The organism is Sinobaca sp. SA16-1 (assembly GCF_059510515.1).
Genome location: NZ_JCAKFL010000002.1, coordinates 189,484 through 209,240, shown reverse-complemented (window position 1 = coordinate 209,240; position 19,757 = coordinate 189,484). Strand labels below are relative to the sequence as shown.

At 43.0% G+C, this 19,757-nt stretch carries 20 protein-coding genes; 12 read left to right on the top strand and 8 right to left on the bottom strand.

Annotated elements, in window-relative coordinates; all coding sequences use genetic code 11:
* Positions 1–50: 50 nt before the first annotated feature.
* The 4 genes from AC5W2J_RS05145 (at position 51) to AC5W2J_RS05130 (ending at position 6,110) form a co-directional block, all read left to right on the top strand.
* Positions 51–524, top strand: coding sequence for a MarR family winged helix-turn-helix transcriptional regulator (locus AC5W2J_RS05145; RefSeq protein WP_496058419.1), 474 nt, complete (start codon positions 51–53; stop codon positions 522–524).
* Positions 521–3,892 (top strand): efflux RND transporter permease subunit, encoded by a 3,372-nt coding sequence (locus tag AC5W2J_RS05140; RefSeq protein WP_496058418.1) that lies wholly within the window; start codon positions 521–523, stop codon positions 3,890–3,892. Before AC5W2J_RS05145 ends, AC5W2J_RS05140 begins: the two co-directional genes overlap by 4 nt.
* A gap of 240 nt (positions 3,893–4,132) precedes the next feature.
* Positions 4,133–5,788 (top strand): FAD-dependent oxidoreductase, encoded by a 1,656-nt coding sequence (locus AC5W2J_RS05135; RefSeq protein WP_496058417.1) that lies wholly within the window; start codon positions 4,133–4,135, stop codon positions 5,786–5,788.
* Complete coding sequence (locus tag AC5W2J_RS05130) at positions 5,775–6,110, top strand: ArsR/SmtB family transcription factor (protein ID WP_496058933.1); 336 nt, start codon at positions 5,775–5,777, stop codon at positions 6,108–6,110. Before AC5W2J_RS05135 ends, AC5W2J_RS05130 begins: the two co-directional genes overlap by 14 nt.
* A gap of 128 nt (positions 6,111–6,238) precedes the next feature.
* Here the strand turns inward: AC5W2J_RS05130 and AC5W2J_RS05125 are convergent, their stop codons facing one another.
* Both AC5W2J_RS05125 and AC5W2J_RS05120 read right to left on the bottom strand, forming a co-directional pair.
* On the bottom strand, positions 6,239–6,802 hold the full coding sequence (locus AC5W2J_RS05125; RefSeq protein WP_496058416.1) for a hypothetical protein: 564 nt from the start codon (positions 6,800–6,802) through the stop codon (positions 6,239–6,241).
* 126 nt (positions 6,803–6,928) lie between these two features.
* On the bottom strand, positions 6,929–7,684 hold the full coding sequence (locus AC5W2J_RS05120; RefSeq protein ID WP_496058415.1) for a MurR/RpiR family transcriptional regulator: 756 nt from the start codon (positions 7,682–7,684) through the stop codon (positions 6,929–6,931).
* A gap of 218 nt (positions 7,685–7,902) precedes the next feature.
* On the opposite strand from AC5W2J_RS05120, the gene AC5W2J_RS05115 reads away from it, so the two are divergent.
* The gene (locus AC5W2J_RS05115; RefSeq protein WP_496058414.1) at positions 7,903–9,495 is read left to right on the top strand and encodes an alpha-glucoside-specific PTS transporter subunit IIBC; all 1,593 of its coding nucleotides are present in this window, start codon (positions 7,903–7,905) and stop codon (positions 9,493–9,495) included.
* A 21-nt stretch (positions 9,496–9,516) separates the two neighbouring features.
* Positions 9,517–10,842 (top strand): 6-phospho-alpha-glucosidase, encoded by a 1,326-nt coding sequence (locus AC5W2J_RS05110; RefSeq protein ID WP_496058413.1) that lies wholly within the window; start codon positions 9,517–9,519, stop codon positions 10,840–10,842.
* 223 nt (positions 10,843–11,065) lie between these two features.
* On the opposite strand, the gene AC5W2J_RS05105 is transcribed toward AC5W2J_RS05110, so the two are convergent.
* Both AC5W2J_RS05105 and AC5W2J_RS05100 read right to left on the bottom strand, forming a co-directional pair.
* Entirely contained in the window at positions 11,066–11,515 is a 450-nt protein-coding gene (locus AC5W2J_RS05105; RefSeq protein WP_496058412.1) for a universal stress protein, read from the bottom strand.
* A 98-nt stretch (positions 11,516–11,613) separates the two neighbouring features.
* Positions 11,614–12,072: a hypothetical protein gene (locus tag AC5W2J_RS05100; RefSeq protein WP_496058411.1), complete on the bottom strand. Its 459-nt coding sequence runs from the start codon at positions 12,070–12,072 to the stop codon at positions 11,614–11,616.
* Between the two features lie 840 nt (positions 12,073–12,912).
* On the opposite strand from AC5W2J_RS05100, the gene AC5W2J_RS05095 reads away from it, so the two are divergent.
* A complete protein-coding gene (locus tag AC5W2J_RS05095; protein ID WP_496058410.1) occupies positions 12,913–13,635 on the top strand; it encodes a Crp/Fnr family transcriptional regulator in 723 nt (240 codons plus the stop codon).
* A gap of 193 nt (positions 13,636–13,828) precedes the next feature.
* Positions 13,829–14,194: a hypothetical protein gene (locus AC5W2J_RS05090; RefSeq protein ID WP_496058409.1), complete on the top strand. Its 366-nt coding sequence runs from the start codon at positions 13,829–13,831 to the stop codon at positions 14,192–14,194.
* Positions 14,195–14,304: 110 nt separating this feature from the next.
* Here AC5W2J_RS05090 and AC5W2J_RS05085 read toward each other — a convergent pair whose 3' ends face one another.
* A complete protein-coding gene (locus tag AC5W2J_RS05085) occupies positions 14,305–14,754 on the bottom strand; it encodes a flavodoxin domain-containing protein (RefSeq protein ID WP_496058408.1) in 450 nt (149 codons plus the stop codon).
* 18 nt (positions 14,755–14,772) lie between these two features.
* Entirely contained in the window at positions 14,773–15,087 is a 315-nt protein-coding gene (locus tag AC5W2J_RS05080; RefSeq protein ID WP_496058407.1) for a cupin domain-containing protein, read from the bottom strand.
* A gap of 228 nt (positions 15,088–15,315) precedes the next feature.
* Between AC5W2J_RS05080 and AC5W2J_RS05075 the strand changes: the two genes are divergently transcribed.
* From AC5W2J_RS05075 to AC5W2J_RS05060, 4 genes are all read left to right on the top strand, one after another.
* A complete protein-coding gene (locus AC5W2J_RS05075; RefSeq protein ID WP_496058406.1) occupies positions 15,316–15,984 on the top strand; it encodes a class I SAM-dependent methyltransferase in 669 nt (222 codons plus the stop codon).
* A gap of 38 nt (positions 15,985–16,022) precedes the next feature.
* Complete coding sequence (locus AC5W2J_RS05070; protein ID WP_496058405.1) at positions 16,023–16,850, top strand: dihydrodipicolinate synthase family protein; 828 nt, start codon at positions 16,023–16,025, stop codon at positions 16,848–16,850.
* Positions 16,851–17,061: 211 nt separating this feature from the next.
* A complete protein-coding gene (locus AC5W2J_RS05065; RefSeq protein ID WP_496058404.1) occupies positions 17,062–17,346 on the top strand; it encodes a hypothetical protein in 285 nt (94 codons plus the stop codon).
* A 154-nt stretch (positions 17,347–17,500) separates the two neighbouring features.
* Positions 17,501–18,004, top strand: a complete 504-nt coding sequence (locus AC5W2J_RS05060; RefSeq protein ID WP_496058403.1) for a Gmad2 immunoglobulin-like domain-containing protein — start codon at positions 17,501–17,503, stop codon at positions 18,002–18,004.
* Positions 18,005–18,093: 89 nt separating this feature from the next.
* Here AC5W2J_RS05060 and AC5W2J_RS05055 read toward each other — a convergent pair whose 3' ends face one another.
* On the bottom strand, positions 18,094–18,384 hold the full coding sequence (locus AC5W2J_RS05055; protein ID WP_496058402.1) for a hypothetical protein: 291 nt from the start codon (positions 18,382–18,384) through the stop codon (positions 18,094–18,096).
* A gap of 15 nt (positions 18,385–18,399) precedes the next feature.
* A complete protein-coding gene (locus AC5W2J_RS05050) occupies positions 18,400–19,128 on the bottom strand; it encodes a hypothetical protein (RefSeq protein WP_496058401.1) in 729 nt (242 codons plus the stop codon).
* Positions 19,129–19,757: the final 629 nt, after the last annotated feature.

Below are 19,757 nucleotides of genomic sequence, written 5' to 3'. Positions count from 1 at the left end.
GCAAATTACGTTAGAATGAAACCTGCATCGAAAAAGAAAGGAGAACGTCCATGGAAGAGCACGGAAAAGTATTTACTGAAATGATGGAAAGCTACCGTAAAATACATAAATCCCTGCTGCAGCTTTTTCCGTTTCCGGACATCAGTTTAACAAAACGCCAGCAGGTGATGTTGTTATATATTCTGAAGCAGGAGCACGTTACGATGACCGGTCTGGCAGAATACTGTGATATATCCAGAAGTGCAGTGAGTCAGACGATTAAAAAGTTGGAAGGATCATCTATTATTAAGCGCGTCGTTAATAAAGAAAACCGCAGAGAAGTGCACATTGAATTTGGAACGAAAGGGCTGGAGATGAAAAAACAGTTCCTTCAAATGGAACAGAATCTCATCGAACAGTACCTTATTAAAATAGATATTAACGATTTAAAATTAGTTCAGAACGTGATGCGTTCTTTTGAAACCGCCCTTTCAGAAAAACCACACCAGCTATTACAAACATCAGAGGAGAGAAGCAGTAAATGAAAATATGGGACCTGTCGATAAAACGGCCAAAGTTTACGATTGTTATTATGCTTGTACTTTTAATATTAGGAGCCGTATCGCTGACGCGTTTACCTGTCCAGCTGTTCCCGGATGTTGAAGCGCCGGTAGCTGCAGTCAGCACCAGCTATCCCGGTGCCGGACCGGAGGAAGTGTTAAATGATGTTACCGAAGATCTGGAAGACGAATTGTCTACCATTTCCGGACTCAATCAGCTGACCTCCCAGTCGCTGGAAGGTTCTTCCATTGTCATTATGGAGTTCACAGCAGACACGGATATTGATGATGTAGAAACAGAGATTGTTTCTACGATATCGCAGATAGAGCTTCCAGATGACGCAGGAACACCAGCTTTTCTGCAATTTGATCCTTCGATGTTTCCGAGTATTCAGCTGGCTGTTTCCGGCGGCGGAGATGAAGTAACGGAATTTCAGGAAGAGACGGCTTCTCTCGAAAGAGAGTTGTCCCGAATCGGCGGTGTCGCCAGTATTTCTGAGTCAGGCTCCTTAACAGAGCAGTACGAAGTTATACTAGATCAGGAGGAAATTGAAGACGCCGGTATTTCTCAATCGGATATCGTACAGGTTATCCAGGGGCAGGAAGCTGCTGTACCGGGTGGTGTAATCGTCGATGAAGAGGCAGAAGAATCTATTTCCACCCGGATTCTCAGCGAGCTTGGCTCCGCAGAGGAATTAGAAGAGCTTACCGTTTCCCAGGATCCTGAATCCGGTGATGATATTGCGTTATCAGACGTAGCGGAAGTATCGCTGCAAAGCGAAAATGCAGATGTTATCACGAGAGTAAATCAGGAAAGCTCCATTCAGCTGGACGTTATGCAGGAATCAGATGCAGATACGACCCAGGTATCAAGTGAATTTAATGATGAATTGAGCAGCCTGCTTGAGGAAGATGAGTATTCGAACCTGGATGCTATTACACTGTATGATGAAGGAGAATATGTACAAGACTCCATTAACAGTGTTATTACTGCTCTTATCAGTGGTGGTATCCTGGCAATGGTCGTGTTATTCGCCTTTTTACGTAATTTAAAAACACCGTTAATAATCGGTATTGCTATACCATTCTCCATTATTACGACATTTGCTTTGTTCTTCTTTACAAATATCAGCTTGAACATGATGACCCTTGGGGGGCTCGCACTCGGAATCGGGATGCTTGTTGATAACTCCATCGTCGTTGTAGAAAATATTTACCGTCATTTATCCATGAAGAAAACCCCGAAGCAGGCAGCGGCCGACGGTACACGTGAAGTAGCTGGAGCAATTACGGCTTCTACATTAACGACCGTTTCCATTTTCCTTCCTGTTGTCTTTATTACAGGGATTGTTGGAGATCTATTTGCCCCATTATCTATAGCGGTGGCATTCAGTCTGTTTGCTTCCCTGTTCGTAGCAGTGACCATCGTTCCAATGATCGCGAGCAGAATTTTAACTGCTCCAAAAGAAGAAGTGGAAAAAAAGCGCAAGAATTCGTCGATGCTCAAAAGAGTCGAGCGTATTTCCCGCTGGACACTTCGCAGAAGAGCTGTTGTTATCGCCATTACGCTCGTGACCTTAGCAATTGGTGCCCTCGGATTGTCCACAACCGGCGTTGAATTTCTGCCTGATTCCGATGAAGGTATTGCTTTAGTGGATGTAGAACACGAAGAAGGCACCACACTTGCAAGAACGGAAGAAACCATCGCCCAGATCGAAGATGAGCTCGATGGCGATGACGATATTGAAAGCTATCTAAGCACCATTGGATCTACTTCCCAGCAGGGGGGATTAACCTCTGAAAGCCATACCGCTGAGATTATTGTCAATCTTGTGGGCGCAGGAGAACGCGATACGACCACGGCCGAATTTACCGAAGAGCTTGCCGATGAAATAGAAGGCATCGATGAGGCGGCCGATATCGAAGTACAGGATTTCGCCCAGGCCGGATTAGGCGGAGAGCCTAACACGTATTCCTTCAGCATTCAGGATCCCGACTCGGACCGTCTGGCTGAGACGAGTGACGAAATCGTAGAAGCCCTCGAAGACGAGAGTATTATCCGCAGTGTCACAAGCACCGAAGAAGAAACGGCACCTGAGCTTCAGGTCGTTATCGACCGCGAAGCAGCCGAAGACGAAGGACTTGCTCCGGCACAGATTGCAGAGGCGGTTAATACGGCAACCGGTGGAGAAATTGCCGGCAGCATTACGACTGACAGCAATGACACGTACAATGTAAATGTACGCTACGCAGATGAAGTGCTGGAGAGCACCGAAAACTTCGAAGACATTACGATCCCGAACCAGGAGGGAGACTACATTGCGCTGTCTGACGTAGCAGATATAGAAGATGGCCAGGCTCCTTCTGTTATCAACCGGGCCGACGCGATCACAACGGCTGATTTTGACGTATTGTATACAGCATCCAGTGATTTAAGTGATGCCTCTACAGTCGTGGATGATGTTATTGATGATGCAGGACTGGCGGGCGACGCAGAGTTTGTTGTAGGCGGCGACCAGGAAATGATTGATGACCTGATGGGCGATGTGGCTTTAGCCTTTGCGCTTGGTCTGATTTTCATCTACCTGGTTATGGCAGCCCAGTTTGAGTCGTTTAAATATCCATTTATCATTATGTTTACCGTGCCGTTGTTTGTAATCGGGGTTATGCTTGCCCTCACGATCACGCAAAGCCCGATAAGCGCGATGGCGATGATAGGGGTCATTGTACTGGCAGGTATTGTCGTCAACAATGCCATTGTGCTGGTCGATTATATCAACCAGCAGAAGCAAAAAGGCCTGCCGACAGTCGAAGCCATTGTTACCGGCGTGCAGGACCGGACAAGACCGATCCTGATTACAGCGATCACGACGATCCTTGGTATTATTCCATTAGCACTTGGTATCGGAGAAGGAGCAGAAATTATTCAGCCGATGGGTATCGTTATAATCGGTGGTTTAATCAGCAGTACCTTCTTGACCCTGTTTGTTATACCGGTTATCTACAGCTTGTTTGACAAATCAACAAGAACGATGAACAAGAAGTTTATGACACCGGACGGACAAATTGTTTACAAGCGCGATATCGATACCGAAACTAATACGGTAGAGACTGTAGACAAGCGGGATAAATACCTGGCTGCTGAACATGCAGCCACGCAGGAAACGATTGAAACAACAGACACCAATGAATCAGACATTAAAACAACAAATGAAATAACGACAGAAAACAAAACCGGAGCGGAAAAAGACCAGTATTCCAAGGATGAAATTGTTGGGATTTTAGAAGAGCTGGTCCGAAAAACAAAATCCTCTTCCGATGATAGGAACAATAATGAGACGAACCGCGAATAAACAATAAATTGTTAAAGGAGCTGCCCTTTTGGGGCAGCTCCTTTTTTGTACTGCTTAAGGCACTGGATTCAGCATAAAGGCGGGAGGTATTGGCACAGAAAGAGAATTTACAAAAAAGAAGATAGATAATAATCAATATAGATGTTAGTCTATATTTGTCGAATTTTAATCAAAAAGGTACATAACAGTGAGTGGAGAAAAGAAGAAAAAGAGATGCACCTATCAAAAGGAGAACGGACAATGAGAAAAATAGTGATTATAGGCTCAGTGGCAGCCGGTACAAGCGTGGCAGCAAAAGCGAGAAGAAATGATGAAGAGGTTGACATTACTGTCTATGATAAAGACACAGATATTTCGTATTCGGTTTGCGGCATTCCCTATTTTATTGGCGGAGAAGTAGAAGAAATTGATGAACTGACCCCAAGAGATGCCAAATGGTTCAAAGACAGGTTTCATATTAATATCCACACCCAGCACGAAGTACTAAATATAAATAAAGAAAACAAAACGGTTTCCATTAAGAATTTAGTGACGGATGAAACGTTTGAGCAGCCATATGATGAGCTGGTTCTGGCAACGGGATCAAGCCCGATAGAACTGCCGCAGCTGTATTCCAGAGACTACAGAAATGCCTTTCAGGTCAAAAATATCAACGATGCTAAAGCTATTCACCAATACATTCATGCAAACGAGGTCAAAAAGATTACGATTATCGGCGGCGGCTTCATCGGTCTGGAAATGCTGGAACAATTGGCGGCATATGAGACGACGATTATTCAAAGAAGTACATTTATGAGTAACCTGGATCCGGATATGGGTTATATGGTGGAAGAATACCTTCAAAAGAAAACAACGGTCATTACTGGAGAAACGATTCAGAGCGTGACAGAGGAAGGCTCGATCACACAGCTTACGTTGGAGAGCGGCCGGACAATAGACACGGACATGGTAATAGTAGCCGTTGGAGTAAAGCCTAACGTATCTCTAGGAGAAAAAATCGGGGTCAGATTGGGAGCAACGGGTGCTATTAAAGTAAATACGTATTTGGAAACCAATATCCCGCATATATACGCCATCGGCGATGTGGCGGAAAGTTTCAGTGTCGTTTCCGGACAGCCGCTGTACAGACCCCTTGGTTCGACTGCCAATAAGATGGGGAGAATTGCAGGCGACCGTTTAACCGGCGGGGACCTGGAGCATAGAGGCATCTTAGGAACCGGGATCGTACGTGTTTTCGATATGACAATTGCCCAGACCGGTATGACGGAAAAAGAAGCCGCCGGGTTAAACATGAATATAGACGTTTTTCATAACATCAAACCAAATCAGCCTGAATACATGAAAGGCAGAGAAATGGTCATCAAAGCGATCATTGATAAGGAGACGTCCAGACTTATCGGTGCACAGATTGTTGGATATGAGGGCGTCGATAAACGTATCGATGTGCTGGCAACGGCGATGTCGTTTGGAGCAAAAGTAGAGGATCTCTTCCACCTCGATCTTGCCTACGCACTGACTTTCTCTACGACAAAAGATCCGGTTATTTATACAGGAATGATCGGTCACAATATTCAGCGGGGCAGAAACATCATCACCCCAAAACAATTAACCGAGAAAGCCGAACGTGAGGACATTCATGTGATTGACGTGCGGTCTCCCAAACAATATGAAAAGAACCATGTTAAGAACGCTGTAAATGTTCCTCTTAAAAACCTGCGGGAATATGCAGAGACAGCAGATAAACACCAAACGGTAGTCACCTACTGCAACAAAGGCACGACGGGCAATGCGGCCCAGAACGTGCTTATTAATCTCGGATTTGAGAACGTGTATAATTTATCCGGAGGCAATAAAAACTACCAAAGGTATGTGAATTCTATTGATAAAAACGAATAACAAAAGCAGTTATCAAACGTTGTCCCGGTATCTAAAAGTCATTGCCGATAGTAACCGCCTGGAAATACTGGACCTGCTGTCATGCGGTGAGCTTTGTGCTTGTGATCTGCTGGAACATTTTGAGTTTTCCCAGCCGACGTTAAGCCACCATATGAAAACACTTAAAGAAAATAATCTGATCGTTGTGAGAAAAGAAGGAAACAAAAACATGTATCGTTTGAATAAAGAAGTGATCGAAGACGTAACGGACAGATTGTCGCTGTTGAGTTCCGATACAGAAGCCTGCATTTGTGAAGACATGAAGAAAGGATTCTGTCCATGAAAACGATTATTTCATCCATGACTATTCAGAAGCACTAATGTAAAAGGAGCTGCCCCAAAAAAGGGCAGCTCCTTCTTTTTTTATCATATAGAACGGTCATTATGGATCTGATTGTTTCTTTTTAGAGATCATCGCCTATAATTCGTGTGATTCACGGCAAAACTGAAAACAAGCTTGAAGATATACAGGGCAAGTAGACCTTTTAAAATTACTAAGGCATCCGGCACCAAAATTACGAAAGTAATCCCGCAGAGTGCAGCGGCCATACCTGCAGTACGCTGAATGCGTCTATCGAGGTTTAAGATAATCACTGCAGTGATTGCAGCTCCAATCCACACAGCCAGACCCAACAGAAAATTACCAAGAAGCCATCCGATTAGTAAAGGTTGAATATGAACAGCAATAAAAATGAAGCCTGCTCTTTTTCCCTCTTGATAATACTCATTAGTGGATCTTGTAACATTAGCGATTACTCCGCCGGAAAGATCTAATGCTAAGACTACCAATAGAATAATCTTTAATACTGACAAATGAAGCCATTCTTCATAGGTGGATGACAAAAGCAGAGCCGAAATTATAATACAGCTCAATAAGATTAGAACTAATTCAGGCTTAGTTGCTTCTTTTCCAAATAACTCATGCAAAAATTTTGGCACCCGCAGAGGTTTGTGAGAACTTGTATGTTCTTTCAATGGATTACATCTCCTCTTTCTCTCTTCCGCTGGATCTTGCTGCCTTTTTTGAAGCTGGACTTTATGTACGGAAAATCAAGCAGAACATGCCAGGCATATTACGGATGCCCGGCGGTTTTCGTTATTCTACTTTTCATGTGCTTCCCTGTATAGAATGAATCGTCGAAAAAGAGCTTCGACTGCTATCGTAAGCGGAATGAATGACACAATCTCTCCACCGTTTCCAGCGTGAAAAACGCTGGTGGCAGCATAAATGCTGAAAGGGGACATCTGGGCAAGCCGATTGTTTTTTAAATTCGTAATGGAAATAAACGTAATGCCCCGTGCTGTCAGCTGCTGTACCTGCGGAAGCAGGCTCGGCGTGTCACCGGAGAGGGAAATAATAATAACCACATCGTCCGGTCCCATCGCTTTGAGCATCACCTCAAACTCCACCGCATCATAAATAATAGTCACAAAGGTCTGCTGCAAAGCAAACAGACGCTGGGCTTCCCGTGCGCAGCCAAGCTGTGCCGTGCCGGTACCGTAGATAAAAATACGGTTGGCCGCGTAAAGCTTTTCACAGATCGGTTCGAAATTGAGGGAAGAAAGGTTTTTTAATGTCGCCTGGATGTCGTCTTCCAATACCTGCATGTGGTTCCCGGAATCTTTTTCAGTATTCTCTTCCCATTTTAGAAACACTTTAAATTCACTGTAGCCGCTGAAACCGAGTTTTTTAGTGAGCCGGTGAATAGAAGAGCGGGAAGCAAGGGAAGCTTCGGCCAGCTCATTAATGCCCATGTTCCGACAAGTGTTTTTATGATTCAGAATGTATTTAAGTACATGCATGTCGTTTTCATTCAGTTTGTCGTAATGAGTGTTGATCAATTCTTCTAAAGACATCGTGGTTCCTCCTGTTGTACGGGATGATTCCTGTATTCAGTATAGCATTCTTCTATATTTGCCGGGAAAATTTCCAGCTTCTGAAACAATGTCCGAAGTTGCTGTTCGTTTCCCTGCCTGCCCTGACTGTATTGATTGTAAGCACTTTCATTTGTAAGCTGACATTAGTCAAAGAGAACGATCACAAAAACTATGTAAAGGGCGGTAGGGGAATAATGATGAATTCTATTCGAAGATTTGGCAGTGCAATGATTGTGCCGGTGCTGTTGTTTCCTTTTTTCGGTATTATTGTCGGATTGGCGACACTGTTTAAAAACGAGCAGATTATGGGTGGACTGGCGGACCCGGACAGTCTCTGGTATCAGATCTGGACCTTTATGGAAAATACAGGGTGGACTGTATTTGACCATATGGAGCTTATATTTGTAATCGGGCTTCCTATTTCGCTGGCTAAAAAAGCCGCAGGAAGAGCAACGCTTGCTGCGGTGGTGGCCTACTTAATGTATAACACCTTTATCAACTCCATTCTTGATGTGTGGGGTCCGGCGTTCGGTGTTGATTTAAGCGAAGGGGCAGATGGAACGGGATTAACGGAAATCGCAGGTATCCTGACGCTCGACACAAACATTATGGGTGCGATTGTGATTTCCGGTATTACGATCTGGCTTCATAACCGCTACTATGACAAAAAGCTCCCGGATGCACTTGGCATTTTTCAGGGCGGACCGTTTATTGTCATGATTTCCTTCTTTGTCATGATCCCGATGGCCTTTTTAACTGCCTGGGTGTGGCCGGCAGTGCAGGACGGTATTGGTTCTCTTCAGGGCTTTATGATTTCTTCCGGATACGTTGGGGTCTGGCTGTTTCACTTTTTGGAAAGGATATTAATTCCAACCGGCCTGCATCACTTTATTTATACGCCATTCCAGTTTGGTCCGGCCGTCGTGGACGGCGGTATTACAGCCAATTGGGTATCCAGACTCGGCGAATTAGCATCTTCTGATACACCGCTTCGTGAACAGTGGGAAGGAGGGGCTTTCCTTCTACAGGGCAATATTAAAATGTTCGGTTCAATTGGAATTGCGCTTGCTATTTACAGCACAGCGCGTGCCGAAAAGAAAAAGCAGGTTGGAGCCCTTCTTCTGGCAGCCACATTGACGGCAGTTGTCGCAGGAATTACCGAGCCGCTGGAATTCACTTTCCTGTTTATTGCACCGCTGTTGTTTCTGCTTCATGCGCTTCTCGGCGCCACCATGGTTACCCTGCAGAGTGCATTCGGTCTCGTCGGCAATCAGGGCGGCGGACTGATTGAGATTGCGACAACCAACTGGATTCCGCTCATGGGCAATCACTGGGGTGTCTATATCGCGCAGATTATTATCGGTGTGGTATTTACCATTATTTACTTCTTCCTGTTCCGCTGGCTGATCGTGAAATTTGACTACGCCCTGCCGGGACGGGAAAAAGACGAAAGTCAGGAAACCAAGCTTTATACGAAATCGGATTACCGGGCAGGAAAAGAAGGTGCTGAATCTGAACCCGCTGCAGCGTACGCAAGCGACTATGACCGGAGAGCTGCCGCATTTCTTGAAGGACTGGGCGGTGTGGACAATATCACGGATGTTACCAACTGCGCGACGAGACTCCGCGTTACAGTAAAAGATCCGGACCAGGTTAAGGAGGCAGACTACTTTAAAAACAATGGGGAAGCACACGGACTTGTGCAGAACGGCCAAAGCATTCAGGTTATTGTCGGGCTGTCCGTTCCTCAGGTAAGAGATTCTATTGAAGCGTTTATTGATGAAAATTAAGAAAACGAAAGGATGTCAATGATGAAAAAACACTCAATTACTATTGCAGGCGGAGGCAGTACATTTACACCGGGAATCATATTGATGCTGATGGATAACCTGGAAAAGCTTCCAATAGACCAGATTAAGTTTTTTGACAACGACAAAGAGCGGCAGCAGACGATTGCCGGCGCCTGCCGAATCATTTTAAAGGAAAAAGCACCGGACATTCGTTTTACTGAAACGACAGATCCCGAAGAAGCATTCTCTGATATTGATTTCGTTATGGCCCATATTCGAAGCGGAAAGTACGCCATGCGGGAACAAGACGAAAAGATCCCTCTGAAGCACGGGGTGGTCGGCCAGGAAACGTGCGGGCCGGGTGGCATGGCTTACGGGATGCGCTCCATAGGAGACGTACTGCAGCTTGTTGATTACATGGAGACGTATTCCCCGGAAGCCTGGTTTTTGAATTATTCCAATCCGGCTGCAATTGTGGCGGAGGCCACGCGGAAAATGCGTCCAGATGCAAAAATTCTTAATATCTGCGACATGCCGATTGGGATTGAAGAGCTGATGGCGTCCGCAATTGGACTGGAAAGCCGTAAGGAGATGGAAGTGGACTATTACGGCCTGAATCACTTTGGCTGGTGGACCGGAATCCGTGACAAAGAAGGAAACGACCTGCTGCCCCGTATCCGGGAACATGTGGCCAGGTTCGGCTATGTGACAGAGGACCAGTCCCTGCAGCACGCAGATGAAAGCTGGAACAATACGTTTGCTAAAGCGAAGGATGTTCAGGCGCTGGATCCTTCCACTGTCCCAAACACCTATTTAAAATATTATCTTTACCCGGATTACGAAGTTGCTCATTCCAACCCGGAAAAAACGCGGGCCAACGAAGTGATGGAAGGAAGAGAAACGTTTGTTTTCGGAGAGTGCCGCAAAATTATTGAAAAGGGCACCGCCGCTGATTCCGCTCTTCATATTGACGAGCACGCTTCCTACATCGTTGATCTTGCCCGTGCCATTGCCTACAACACAAAAGAGCGAATGCTGCTTATTGTAGAAAACAACGGAGCGATAAGCAACTTTGAGCCAACAGCGATGGTTGAAGTGCCGTGTATTGTCGGTAGCAACGGACCGGAACCGCTCGTCCAGGGAGAAATTCCACGATTCCAGAAAGGGCTGATGGAGCAGCAGGTCGCAGTCGAAAAGCTGGTGGTGGAAGCGTGGAATGAAAAGTCTTTCCAAAAGCTGTGGCAGGCCCTGACGCTCTCCCGCATTGTTCCGAGCGCACAGGTTGCAAAGGACATTCTGGAAGATCTGCAGGAAGCAAACAAAGGCTTCTGGCCGGAGCTTCGTTAATTAATATGTAAATGCCGGATGTTCCTTATGGAATATCCGGCATTTTTACTGTATAGGGGCTATCGGCTGATATTTTAATTACTTCTCCAAGATGTTAATTGAATTCTACATTTTCAACCTGTTTTCTAAACGTTCCCGGCTTTCCGTGGAAGAAGAAAAATTATTCACCCTGGCCCTGCCAGGAGTAAAGCGTTTCTACAAAATCTAAAATGGAAATATTTTGTTAAAGTTTCTCTTTCGTCATGCGAATAATCAGGACATCGCATGCAGCACCTCTTACAATTTGTTCAGAAACACTTCCTGTAATAAATCGCTCTACTGCGCCCAGGCCGGTAGCACCTGCCACAATAAGATCTACTTCATATTTCCCAGCCACTTCCTGCGGTATTTTGACTTTAGGTGAGCCGTGTTCCAGTACCGTTATTACTTTTTTGACTCCTGCTTCGTCTGCCTGTTTTTCACAATCGGTAAGCAGTTCTTTTGCATAGTCTTCCAGACCGGAAATAAAGGCGGAGTTGTAATGCTCTATTCTATTAAAAGAACTCGTGTCCACCACGTGACAAATAATAAGTTCTGCTTCTTCTTTTTTCGCTATCGCAACCGCTTTATTAAAAGCATGTTTGGATTCGTCTGATCCATCCACAGCTGATAGAATTTTTTGATAATTTTCCATTAATAACTTCTCCTTCAGGTTGCTTTGTTTTGAATAGATCAACAGGAGGGTTTTGAAAATAAATAGGGTATAAATATAACTATAGGGAAATAAACTATTTAGTGATGGATAACGGCTTTTTTCAGCCTGCTTTCGTATTTACGCATCGTAAATTGCTGATCTTTTTCTACAAGTGCCACTTTGTGCTGCAGGTGGGTAAACATTTGAAAAAATAAGCTCGTATTAAACGCGACTGAGAGACTTTGTTTACATACTTCCTTATTGCTTGGGGAAGAAGCGATAGAAAAGAAAAGAATCATTTTAGGATCTGCTTCAATTGCGGGTGCATCCAGAGCTATCAGCATTGCTGCATTCATTTCAACCACTAAGGGATCATGATTCTGTAAGGAATAATAGAGCCATTCGTGAGGATAAAGATAGAATCCATAGAATGGAGTAATGCTGGCTATTTTTTCATTATGGGAAGCGTGGAAAAGAAGGTCCTGTAAACCTTTAGGAGGTCGTTTGAGGGAAAAAAGCATTTCTTCATATACGGCACATCGCATAGAATATTTCATCATAAAACCCTTTCTGAAATGTAATAGTTTGTCTAAAAAAGAAACTGCAGAGATACTAAATGTAATATTCTAACTATTTAAGAGGGTTTTAGTTATTTTTTAATTACTGTTTGAATCATTTGAAAATATATCCAAAGCGGCAGTCATGGCAGCGTTGAACGTATTCATATAATCAATATTTTTTTGAATTAAATAACCATTTTGTGGGTGAAAGCGATATATAAGGGAAGGAGGGTCGTTATTTCTTCCCTGTATCAGCCTACGCATAGAATATCTTCTGCAGAATGTGTAAATGCATGCAGCTTGGAGGTCAATTCGTTTAGAACAGCATGTTTGAATTAATAAATCATGAACTGTCCTTATTTTCTATAAAACTAAATAAACTGTGGAAGAAAAGACAAAAAATCTGGTTAAAAAAACGATATCTATTACAGAATATATTTTATTTGTGATCAGCAAAGGCATTATTCAAGAAAAAATGGAACTTATTTATATGAAAGGAACCCTTTATTTGATTGATTCATACACATCATCACTTTCTCAATAGCTGGAGTATTTGTTAAAACAGACTATCCGCATAAGATACCGGCTATATAACAAAGTATGGACTTGTTAAACTGAATGTCAATTGTATCACCTCTGATCATTCGAATGTAACAATACTATAGGTTCCGAACATGGCGGCACGAGCAGGTATTATATTTTTTTGTATTTTCAGTATTTTCGTATTATTTTTCTGTTTTAGATGGTTTCTGCTCGTTGGATGAATGTGGAGATGAAGAGTGAATCAGATATAATAAATATAAGTGTAAAAGATTTTGTATTAAAGGAGAATAGAAAATGGAGAAATTTGAAACATGTAAACCCACTGGAACAGAGTGTACGTGTTCAGCGAGTGGCGCGAAGCACTTGTGCGTATCCATCGTCCCGATTTTTAATCATTTGGAGCCTGTTCAAATGAATGAAATCATGAAAACTGTTCAATCCAGCTCCTACAAAAAAGGAGAACTTATTTTTCAGGAGGGGAATCAATCAGACGCTCTTTATATTGTGAACACGGGAAAAGTGAAAATGTATCGATTGTCAGAAGGCGGGAAAGAACATTTAGTTTCTCTGCTGTTACCCGGGGACTTCACCGGGGAGTATGCTCTCTTTAATAAATCCACCCATCAATCCTTCGCCCAGGCAGTGGAAGATACGATAATATGCAGGATTCCACGTAACGATTTCCAGACCATTTTAACAAAATACCCGGCCATTTCTTTGAAAATGCTCACAGAGTTTTCTCAAAGGTTGAACCGCTCCGAAAACCAAAGAGCCCACTTTGCTGCGGATAAAGTAGAAACACGGCTCGCGCTGTATTTAGTGGAGGCAGCCACTAATCTGCCTGGCACCGATACTCTGGAACTGCCAATGACGAGAGCAGACTTAGCCTCGTATTTAGGTACCACGGCGGAAACGATCAGCCGCAGGATGGCGGATTTGGAAGACCGTGGGTTTATTGAACAGATCAGCAGCAGGAAAATAAAAGTATTGGATCTGGACGGACTACAACTGGTCTAGCTTAGAAGAGAAAGGCAGGGTAGTAACCAGGTAAATTAGGTGGTTTATCGGGAAGTGCAAATGATTTTCAAATATTGATTTGCGTCAAGGAAATGGGCTCCCTTCTATTAGATAATTGAAGGACAGAAGGGGGCTTAGAAATGAAAAATCCTAATGGTAAAGGATGGAAGTGCTGCAGCGGGGGTGAAGGGTAATGAATGTATTCCAACCCGTGTTTCTTTCCGTCATTAATTTTAACTGGCATATTCTTATTCAAGATCATACCTTTGCTTTTATTATTGCCATTGTAACTTTTGCCTTTACTGTCATGCTGCGGACAAAAAAAGTATTTCTTTTTCAATTACTGCTGTTATTAATATTATTAGGTATTAAAGAATCAGCAGTTCCGCTCCTTTTTACGTTGTTAATGACTGTGCAGTTTTTGCTTGGCGGAGTAGTGCTCTATAAAGTGAAAAAAGCAGTTGATCGAAACTATTTCCTTATTCTTGAGAAGACCCATAAAATGCCGGCAGACATTACGAAAGGAGGGCAAAGCGGAACTCAATCTTCTCTTTTTTAAATACAAATTGTTTGTTTTAAAAGAGAACAAAAGGTATTTAAATGCCGGGAAGAAAAAATATAAACCCCGGCGTTTATGTCTCCTCATGAAGCTGCGATTAAAAGCTTTTTTTATTTTGCTTTTGCAGCTTCTAAAAAGGCTTCGGTGAAGTCGTTTACCTGCTTTCGTATTTCTGTTTCTTCCGAATCAATATCTACTTTCAGCCCCGGCACTGCAATATATCCTCCCTGCTTTTGAATAACTTCTTCAAACCTATCCACCGCCCCCGCGAAGTATTCATAGCAGGTATCGCCTGAGCCAAACACGCCAAAAAACTTTCCTGTTAAATCCATCGTCTCCAGATCTTCATAGATGTCCAGCATCTCGTCGGCTACGTCGCCGTCTCCCCAGGTGTAGCTTCCTAAAAAGATACACTCGTATTCGAGTATATCTTCCGCGCCTTCTTCAAAAGCCTCTTTCAGGTCTACCTGTATTCCTTTTTCGATCAAATATTCCTTAATGAAAGAAGCAAGTTGTTCTGTGCTGCCTCCCATCGTTGCATACACGATACCAATGGTCATAACGTCCTCCTGTTCTGCCTATTCCTCTGCAAGTACAACGTAAACGGTCATTGCGGCAGCGTCTGTATTTTCTACGCTGATGGTTTGATGCGGATCGCAGTGAATCATATCGCCCCGCTGTACCGGGGAAGCCTTGTCATCCAAGTAACATACTCCTGTTCCTTCGATCACAGTCAGATAGGCGTTTTGTTGAGGATGGCCATGGGCAGGCATTATCTGTCCGGGGAGGAAATTAAACACGATCGCTTTGCTTTTTTGTCCTGTAAAAACAATCTGTTTGGTCATTTGATTTTCATCGTACGTTTGAAGATCCTGCATTTTTTGTATAGTCATCATACACACTCCATTTTTGTATTTTTCTCAGAATAAGTATCTTCTGTTATTTTTATCATAAACGACATAGTAAAATAAAAACTTGACGTACATCAAGAACGAAAAACTTTTGATTAATATTCTTCCGGAAAGCTGGTATTAACAGCAGTACACACCAGCTTGTCGTTTTAAAAAGAAATTGGTTCGATTATAATGGGAGAAAACGGCTAACGAAAAGGAGGGCTCATTATGGATGGTAAAATACTGAATACCCAGCAGCCGCACTGGGAGCAGGTATATGCGAAAAATAAAAAAATGTTCGGCGGTGAACCAAGCAAAGCGGCCGTAAGAGCTGCAGAAATGTTTAAGGCAAAAGGCTATACTCGTATGATAGAGCTTGGTGCCGGGCAGGGAAGGGATACTTTGTACTTCGCACAAAACGGATTCCATGTTCATGCACTGGAATACACAAAAGAAGGCGTTGAATCCATTCAGCAAAAGGCCGTAAAACACGGCCTCAACAGCCGGATTACCGTAACCCGGCATGATGTGCGCCAGCCATTTCCACTAGCTGCCCATTCGATGGACGGATGCTTTTCCCATATGCTGTACTGTATGGCAATGACGTCGGAAGAATTGAAAACACTAAGCCGGCATATACGACATGTTCTGCGCCCGCGGGGGTATAATATCTACACGGCAAGACACGTCGGCGATCCACAGTACGGCAATGGCATTCACCATGGAGAAGATCTGTATGAAGCAAATGGATTTATCGTGCATTTCTTTAATCAAGAGAAAGTGGAAATGTTAGCAGAAGGATACAAAGTCGTGGAAAAACATGAATTCGAAGAAGGTGCTCTGCCGAAACGGCTGTATCAAGTAACGCTGGAGAAAAAGGAAGAAGCCATACGTTAACAAAATGATAGTAAAAAACGAAAGGAAGTTGTAAATATATGCTGACAGAACCATTCCATATTGCGGTACCTACCGCTTTTTACGAAGATGAATCGTTAAATACCCAGGGCACCATCAGCCATATTAAAAATATATATAACCACGGAGTAAAATCTATTCTGGTTTCTGGAACCACGGGGGAACAGCATAGTATGAACCTTCAGGAGAAAATAGAAATAATAGACGCTCTGGAGTCGGAAGAAGAGCTTATCAGCAATATGGAAATTATATTCGGGGCAGCTTCCACCAGGCTGAAAGAGGCTGAGATATTAGCTGAAAAGATCGGCTCTTCAAAAATGGCAGGTATGATGATTGGGTATCCGCCTTACATCGTGCCCTCCCAGCAGGAAGCTATGTTGTATACCAAAAGAATGGTTGAGATCAGTCAAAAACCTGCCATTCTGTACAATAACCCGAATAGAACGGGGTTTGATTTGTCAGAGGAAAGCATTGTTCAATTAAGCAGGCTAAATTGGGTAGTGGGTATAAAAGAAGCCGGAGATAAAGAAAAAATAAAGCGGTTAAGAGACGTTATCCAGAGAGAGGACTTCTTTTTTTATGCAGGCGGAGAAGCGGAGTTAGAGGATAAAGTAAACTGCGGATATAATCGGCTTTCTTCCATGGCCGGCAATATAAATCCAGTAGAAATCAGCCAATGGTTCAACCAACTCCTTACCAATCAGGCAATGTCACAGCAGGAAAGCGACACCGTACAATCAACTATGGAACAGGTTTATAACGGAAACGCCATTGTGAACCTTAAAAAAATATTGAATCAGCAAGGTACGTCAATCGGAATTTGCAGAAGTCCGATTGGGACGATATAGGGAAGTGTAAAGCCCATCCCATCCTATTGAAATCATTCTAAAATAGTCATCTTTTTCTGTTTGTGTTTTTCCGAGCATTGCAATTTCAACCATTCTTTATGAGAAGTTGAAATCGTATTCTCCAGGCGGGAATTGTGATAATATGTAAAGTCTGAGATCATAAAGAACAATCTTTAAATGATCAATTTTAAGAATATACAGGAGGCTGCAAATGAGCGTACAAAAAGAATTTACGGCATTAAGAAAAATCTCGAGAGAAGAATTTATGGATTTAGCGCAGGGAGGCATGCGTGAGTTATTCAATCTTGAACAATATAAAGTGCTTGATGGTACTAAAGGCGAAGAGCTGAATCATTTTGTGTATAACACCGGCACACACGACTGTTATTTAGTGGATCTTGAGACCTGTTATGAACTATTGGCATCCTTTTATAGTAATGAAGAAAAATCTGCGGTCCAAGCGTCTTTAGATAAAATTGCGTCTTCTGTTGAATAAGTGATAATAAAGAAAACCGTTCCAGATCATACGTCTGGAGCGGTTTTTTGATCTAAACAATGGAAGTAATGACAATTTTTTTATGTAATGGAAGTAATATTAGAGTAAAATAGGAAGTAGGGGCCCCGGTTCTTCCTTATGAGGAGGATCCATAGTGAATAAATTACTGCTGACAGTAATGGTACTATTCATCTGCTTTCTTGTTGTGTTACCGGCAGGCGCTGCGACAGAAACAACGTATGAAAATGATTCCTTCCGCATTCATAGTGTGGAAAGCGAAGGCAATACGATTTTGATTGAAGGAGAAGCCAGGGTATTCGAAGCAACCGTATCATATGTGGTAGTAGAAGATGGCCAGGAAATCGATGAAGGATTTACGACTGCTGCCACAGCCGGTCCGGATTGGGGAGAATTCGATCTGGAAATCGAAGTAGCCCAGCTGGACGAAGGAGAATCGCGTGATCTTACCGTGATTGTATTCAGTGAAAGTGCTGATGACGGCAGCCGGATAGACGAACTGGAAATACCGGTTACCATCGGAGAAGAGGGAGGTCCGCTTCCAGCCACCTCGACTTTCTACCCTGCTGCTGTGCTTCTTGGTGTTGTGATCTTCATGACAGGAACGTTTCTGCTTTTCCGCCGACGCGCATCTAACTAAATAAAGGAAAGCCGGGCCCCTGGTACATATTAGTGTTACCGTTCTTTTCATCAAGATATACGAGGATCAGCAACCTATGCATCGTATATTTATTGGATGTTCTCATAAATAAAAGTTGTTTTAAGTAAAGTGCTTGTAAAGATTTGGCAACATTTATAGGCAGAGAAACAAGAGCATGATATATTAACAGCAGGTTCACCACCCTTCCCTCTAAATGGCCCTTGGGAACCGCTCTTTCTGCGTTTGGCTGCTCCAAAAGGGGCAGTTTTTTTATTTTTTTTCACCAAACCAAGTACAAAGAGGACCGTTTCGGCAGGGATGGCCTTATTTTTATTTTCAACGGGCTGCTGAGAGAGGGAAGAGTATTCTCTCTTACTCATTTTCTTTCTGTTCTGTTATACCTTTCTCTTCTGTTCAGTCCAAAGAGCATATCCCAGCCAAATCAAAGCTACGCCCATCGGCAGCGCAAATAACCGATCAAATGGGTGAGGGATGATGGAGGCACCGATGGTCGCTGCAGCACCGAAAGCAAGAAGAGCACCTCCTACACGTGACAGGACTTTAGCACGAAATATTGCCATGCCGAATAAGAATCCTCCAAGGATATACATTACCCCGGCCAGTGAGCCAATAGTCGGAAGAATCCCAAGATCGACCTCGCTGACGGATCCGCTAAAAATCCCTATAAATCCCTCTACAAACTGTGGAGCCACGGTGGTAAGCAGCGGCAAAACAAAAGCTTCAATGAAGCTGAAGAACGCTGCGAATAACCAAAAAAGACTAAATATAAGAAACCCCATTAATCCAAGCCAACCGCTTTCCTTCACTTGTCTTGTATAGATTCCCGTAATTCCTATGAAGTTAAAGAGGGCCATAGCCACCGTTAAGCACGCCACAACCACCCATAAGTTTGTGTTAACAGAAGATATATCATCCGACGGGTGAATAAACTGAATAACAATATAGAGACTTCCTCCCATTATTGCAAACAAGCCTGTATAACGAATAATCACTAATGGTGTTAGCCGCTTTTTACTATCCTTCAGATTATGCCTGGTATTCATGTGTACGCCTCCATTCATTAATCCCATTAGACTATCTTCTGCGCCGACTTTATCATCCATTGACGAAGACTAATTTTAGGGTTGATGAAAATTCTTTGAAGTACATTTACCTGAAAACAATGACCTGCAGGTGTTTACATTTTTCCCGCCGATATTCTCTTTTAAAAAAGAAGAAAAGGCAAAAATGCATAGGGAACGGATCGTCCTTATGTATAACAGCAATAAAACGGATTCGCTTTAACTGGAGAAAACGATAGCTTCACACATATTAAAACCCTGAATATTTTGTAAAATTTTGGATGAATATTTTTTCTTGAAGTGTAGCACACTGTTACTTCCTTTACTATAGTAGATGAGGTTTAAAACAGATAATTCAAAATATTTATCATTGTGACTATTTACTCAATTAACATTTTCAATATTAGATTGCCCCTTTCTTAAAGTACGATAATACAAACAGAAAGAGAGAGAAGAGGCTGCTAAATACATCGGTACTGCACCTTTTCTCCTTTTGTATAGTTAAGAGCTTTGGATAACCGCTATTATGTAAAGTTAACTAATAGATTCTAATGATCATTTTTCTCTTCCTATTTTCGTCTCCAGAAGCAGCAGGCATTTCTGTAGAAAAAATGAGAGAAAGGGCACGCTAGCAATGAAAGCGGTGGTCAAGTATTAGAGTAGTCGTTAAA

Excerpts from the sequence above, each read along its gene's own strand:
- AC5W2J_RS05145 (WP_496058419.1), top strand. The coding sequence starts at position 51 with ATGGAAGAGCACGGAAAAGTATTTACTGAAATGATGGAAAGCTACCGT.
- AC5W2J_RS05140 (WP_496058418.1), top strand. The coding sequence starts at position 521 with ATGAAAATATGGGACCTGTCGATAAAACGGCCAAAGTTTACGATTGTT.
- AC5W2J_RS05135 (WP_496058417.1), top strand. The coding sequence starts at position 4,133 with ATGAGAAAAATAGTGATTATAGGCTCAGTGGCAGCCGGTACAAGCGTG.
- AC5W2J_RS05120 (WP_496058415.1), bottom strand. The coding sequence starts at position 7,684 with ATGTCTTTAGAAGAATTGATCAACACTCATTACGACAAACTGAATGAA.
- AC5W2J_RS05115 (WP_496058414.1), top strand. The coding sequence starts at position 7,903 with ATGAATTCTATTCGAAGATTTGGCAGTGCAATGATTGTGCCGGTGCTG.
- AC5W2J_RS05110 (WP_496058413.1), top strand. The coding sequence starts at position 9,517 with ATGAAAAAACACTCAATTACTATTGCAGGCGGAGGCAGTACATTTACA.
- AC5W2J_RS05105 (WP_496058412.1), bottom strand. The coding sequence starts at position 11,515 with ATGGAAAATTATCAAAAAATTCTATCAGCTGTGGATGGATCAGACGAA.
- AC5W2J_RS05100 (WP_496058411.1), bottom strand. The coding sequence starts at position 12,072 with ATGAAATATTCTATGCGATGTGCCGTATATGAAGAAATGCTTTTTTCC.
- AC5W2J_RS05095 (WP_496058410.1), top strand. The coding sequence starts at position 12,913 with ATGGAGAAATTTGAAACATGTAAACCCACTGGAACAGAGTGTACGTGT.
- AC5W2J_RS05090 (WP_496058409.1), top strand. The coding sequence starts at position 13,829 with ATGAATGTATTCCAACCCGTGTTTCTTTCCGTCATTAATTTTAACTGG.
- AC5W2J_RS05085 (WP_496058408.1), bottom strand. The coding sequence starts at position 14,754 with ATGACCATTGGTATCGTGTATGCAACGATGGGAGGCAGCACAGAACAA.
- AC5W2J_RS05080 (WP_496058407.1), bottom strand. The coding sequence starts at position 15,087 with ATGACTATACAAAAAATGCAGGATCTTCAAACGTACGATGAAAATCAA.
- AC5W2J_RS05075 (WP_496058406.1), top strand. The coding sequence starts at position 15,316 with ATGGATGGTAAAATACTGAATACCCAGCAGCCGCACTGGGAGCAGGTA.
- AC5W2J_RS05070 (WP_496058405.1), top strand. The coding sequence starts at position 16,023 with ATGCTGACAGAACCATTCCATATTGCGGTACCTACCGCTTTTTACGAA.
- AC5W2J_RS05065 (WP_496058404.1), top strand. The coding sequence starts at position 17,062 with ATGAGCGTACAAAAAGAATTTACGGCATTAAGAAAAATCTCGAGAGAA.
- AC5W2J_RS05055 (WP_496058402.1), bottom strand. The coding sequence starts at position 18,384 with ATGAGTAAGAGAGAATACTCTTCCCTCTCTCAGCAGCCCGTTGAAAAT.
- AC5W2J_RS05050 (WP_496058401.1), bottom strand. The coding sequence starts at position 19,128 with ATGGATGATAAAGTCGGCGCAGAAGATAGTCTAATGGGATTAATGAAT.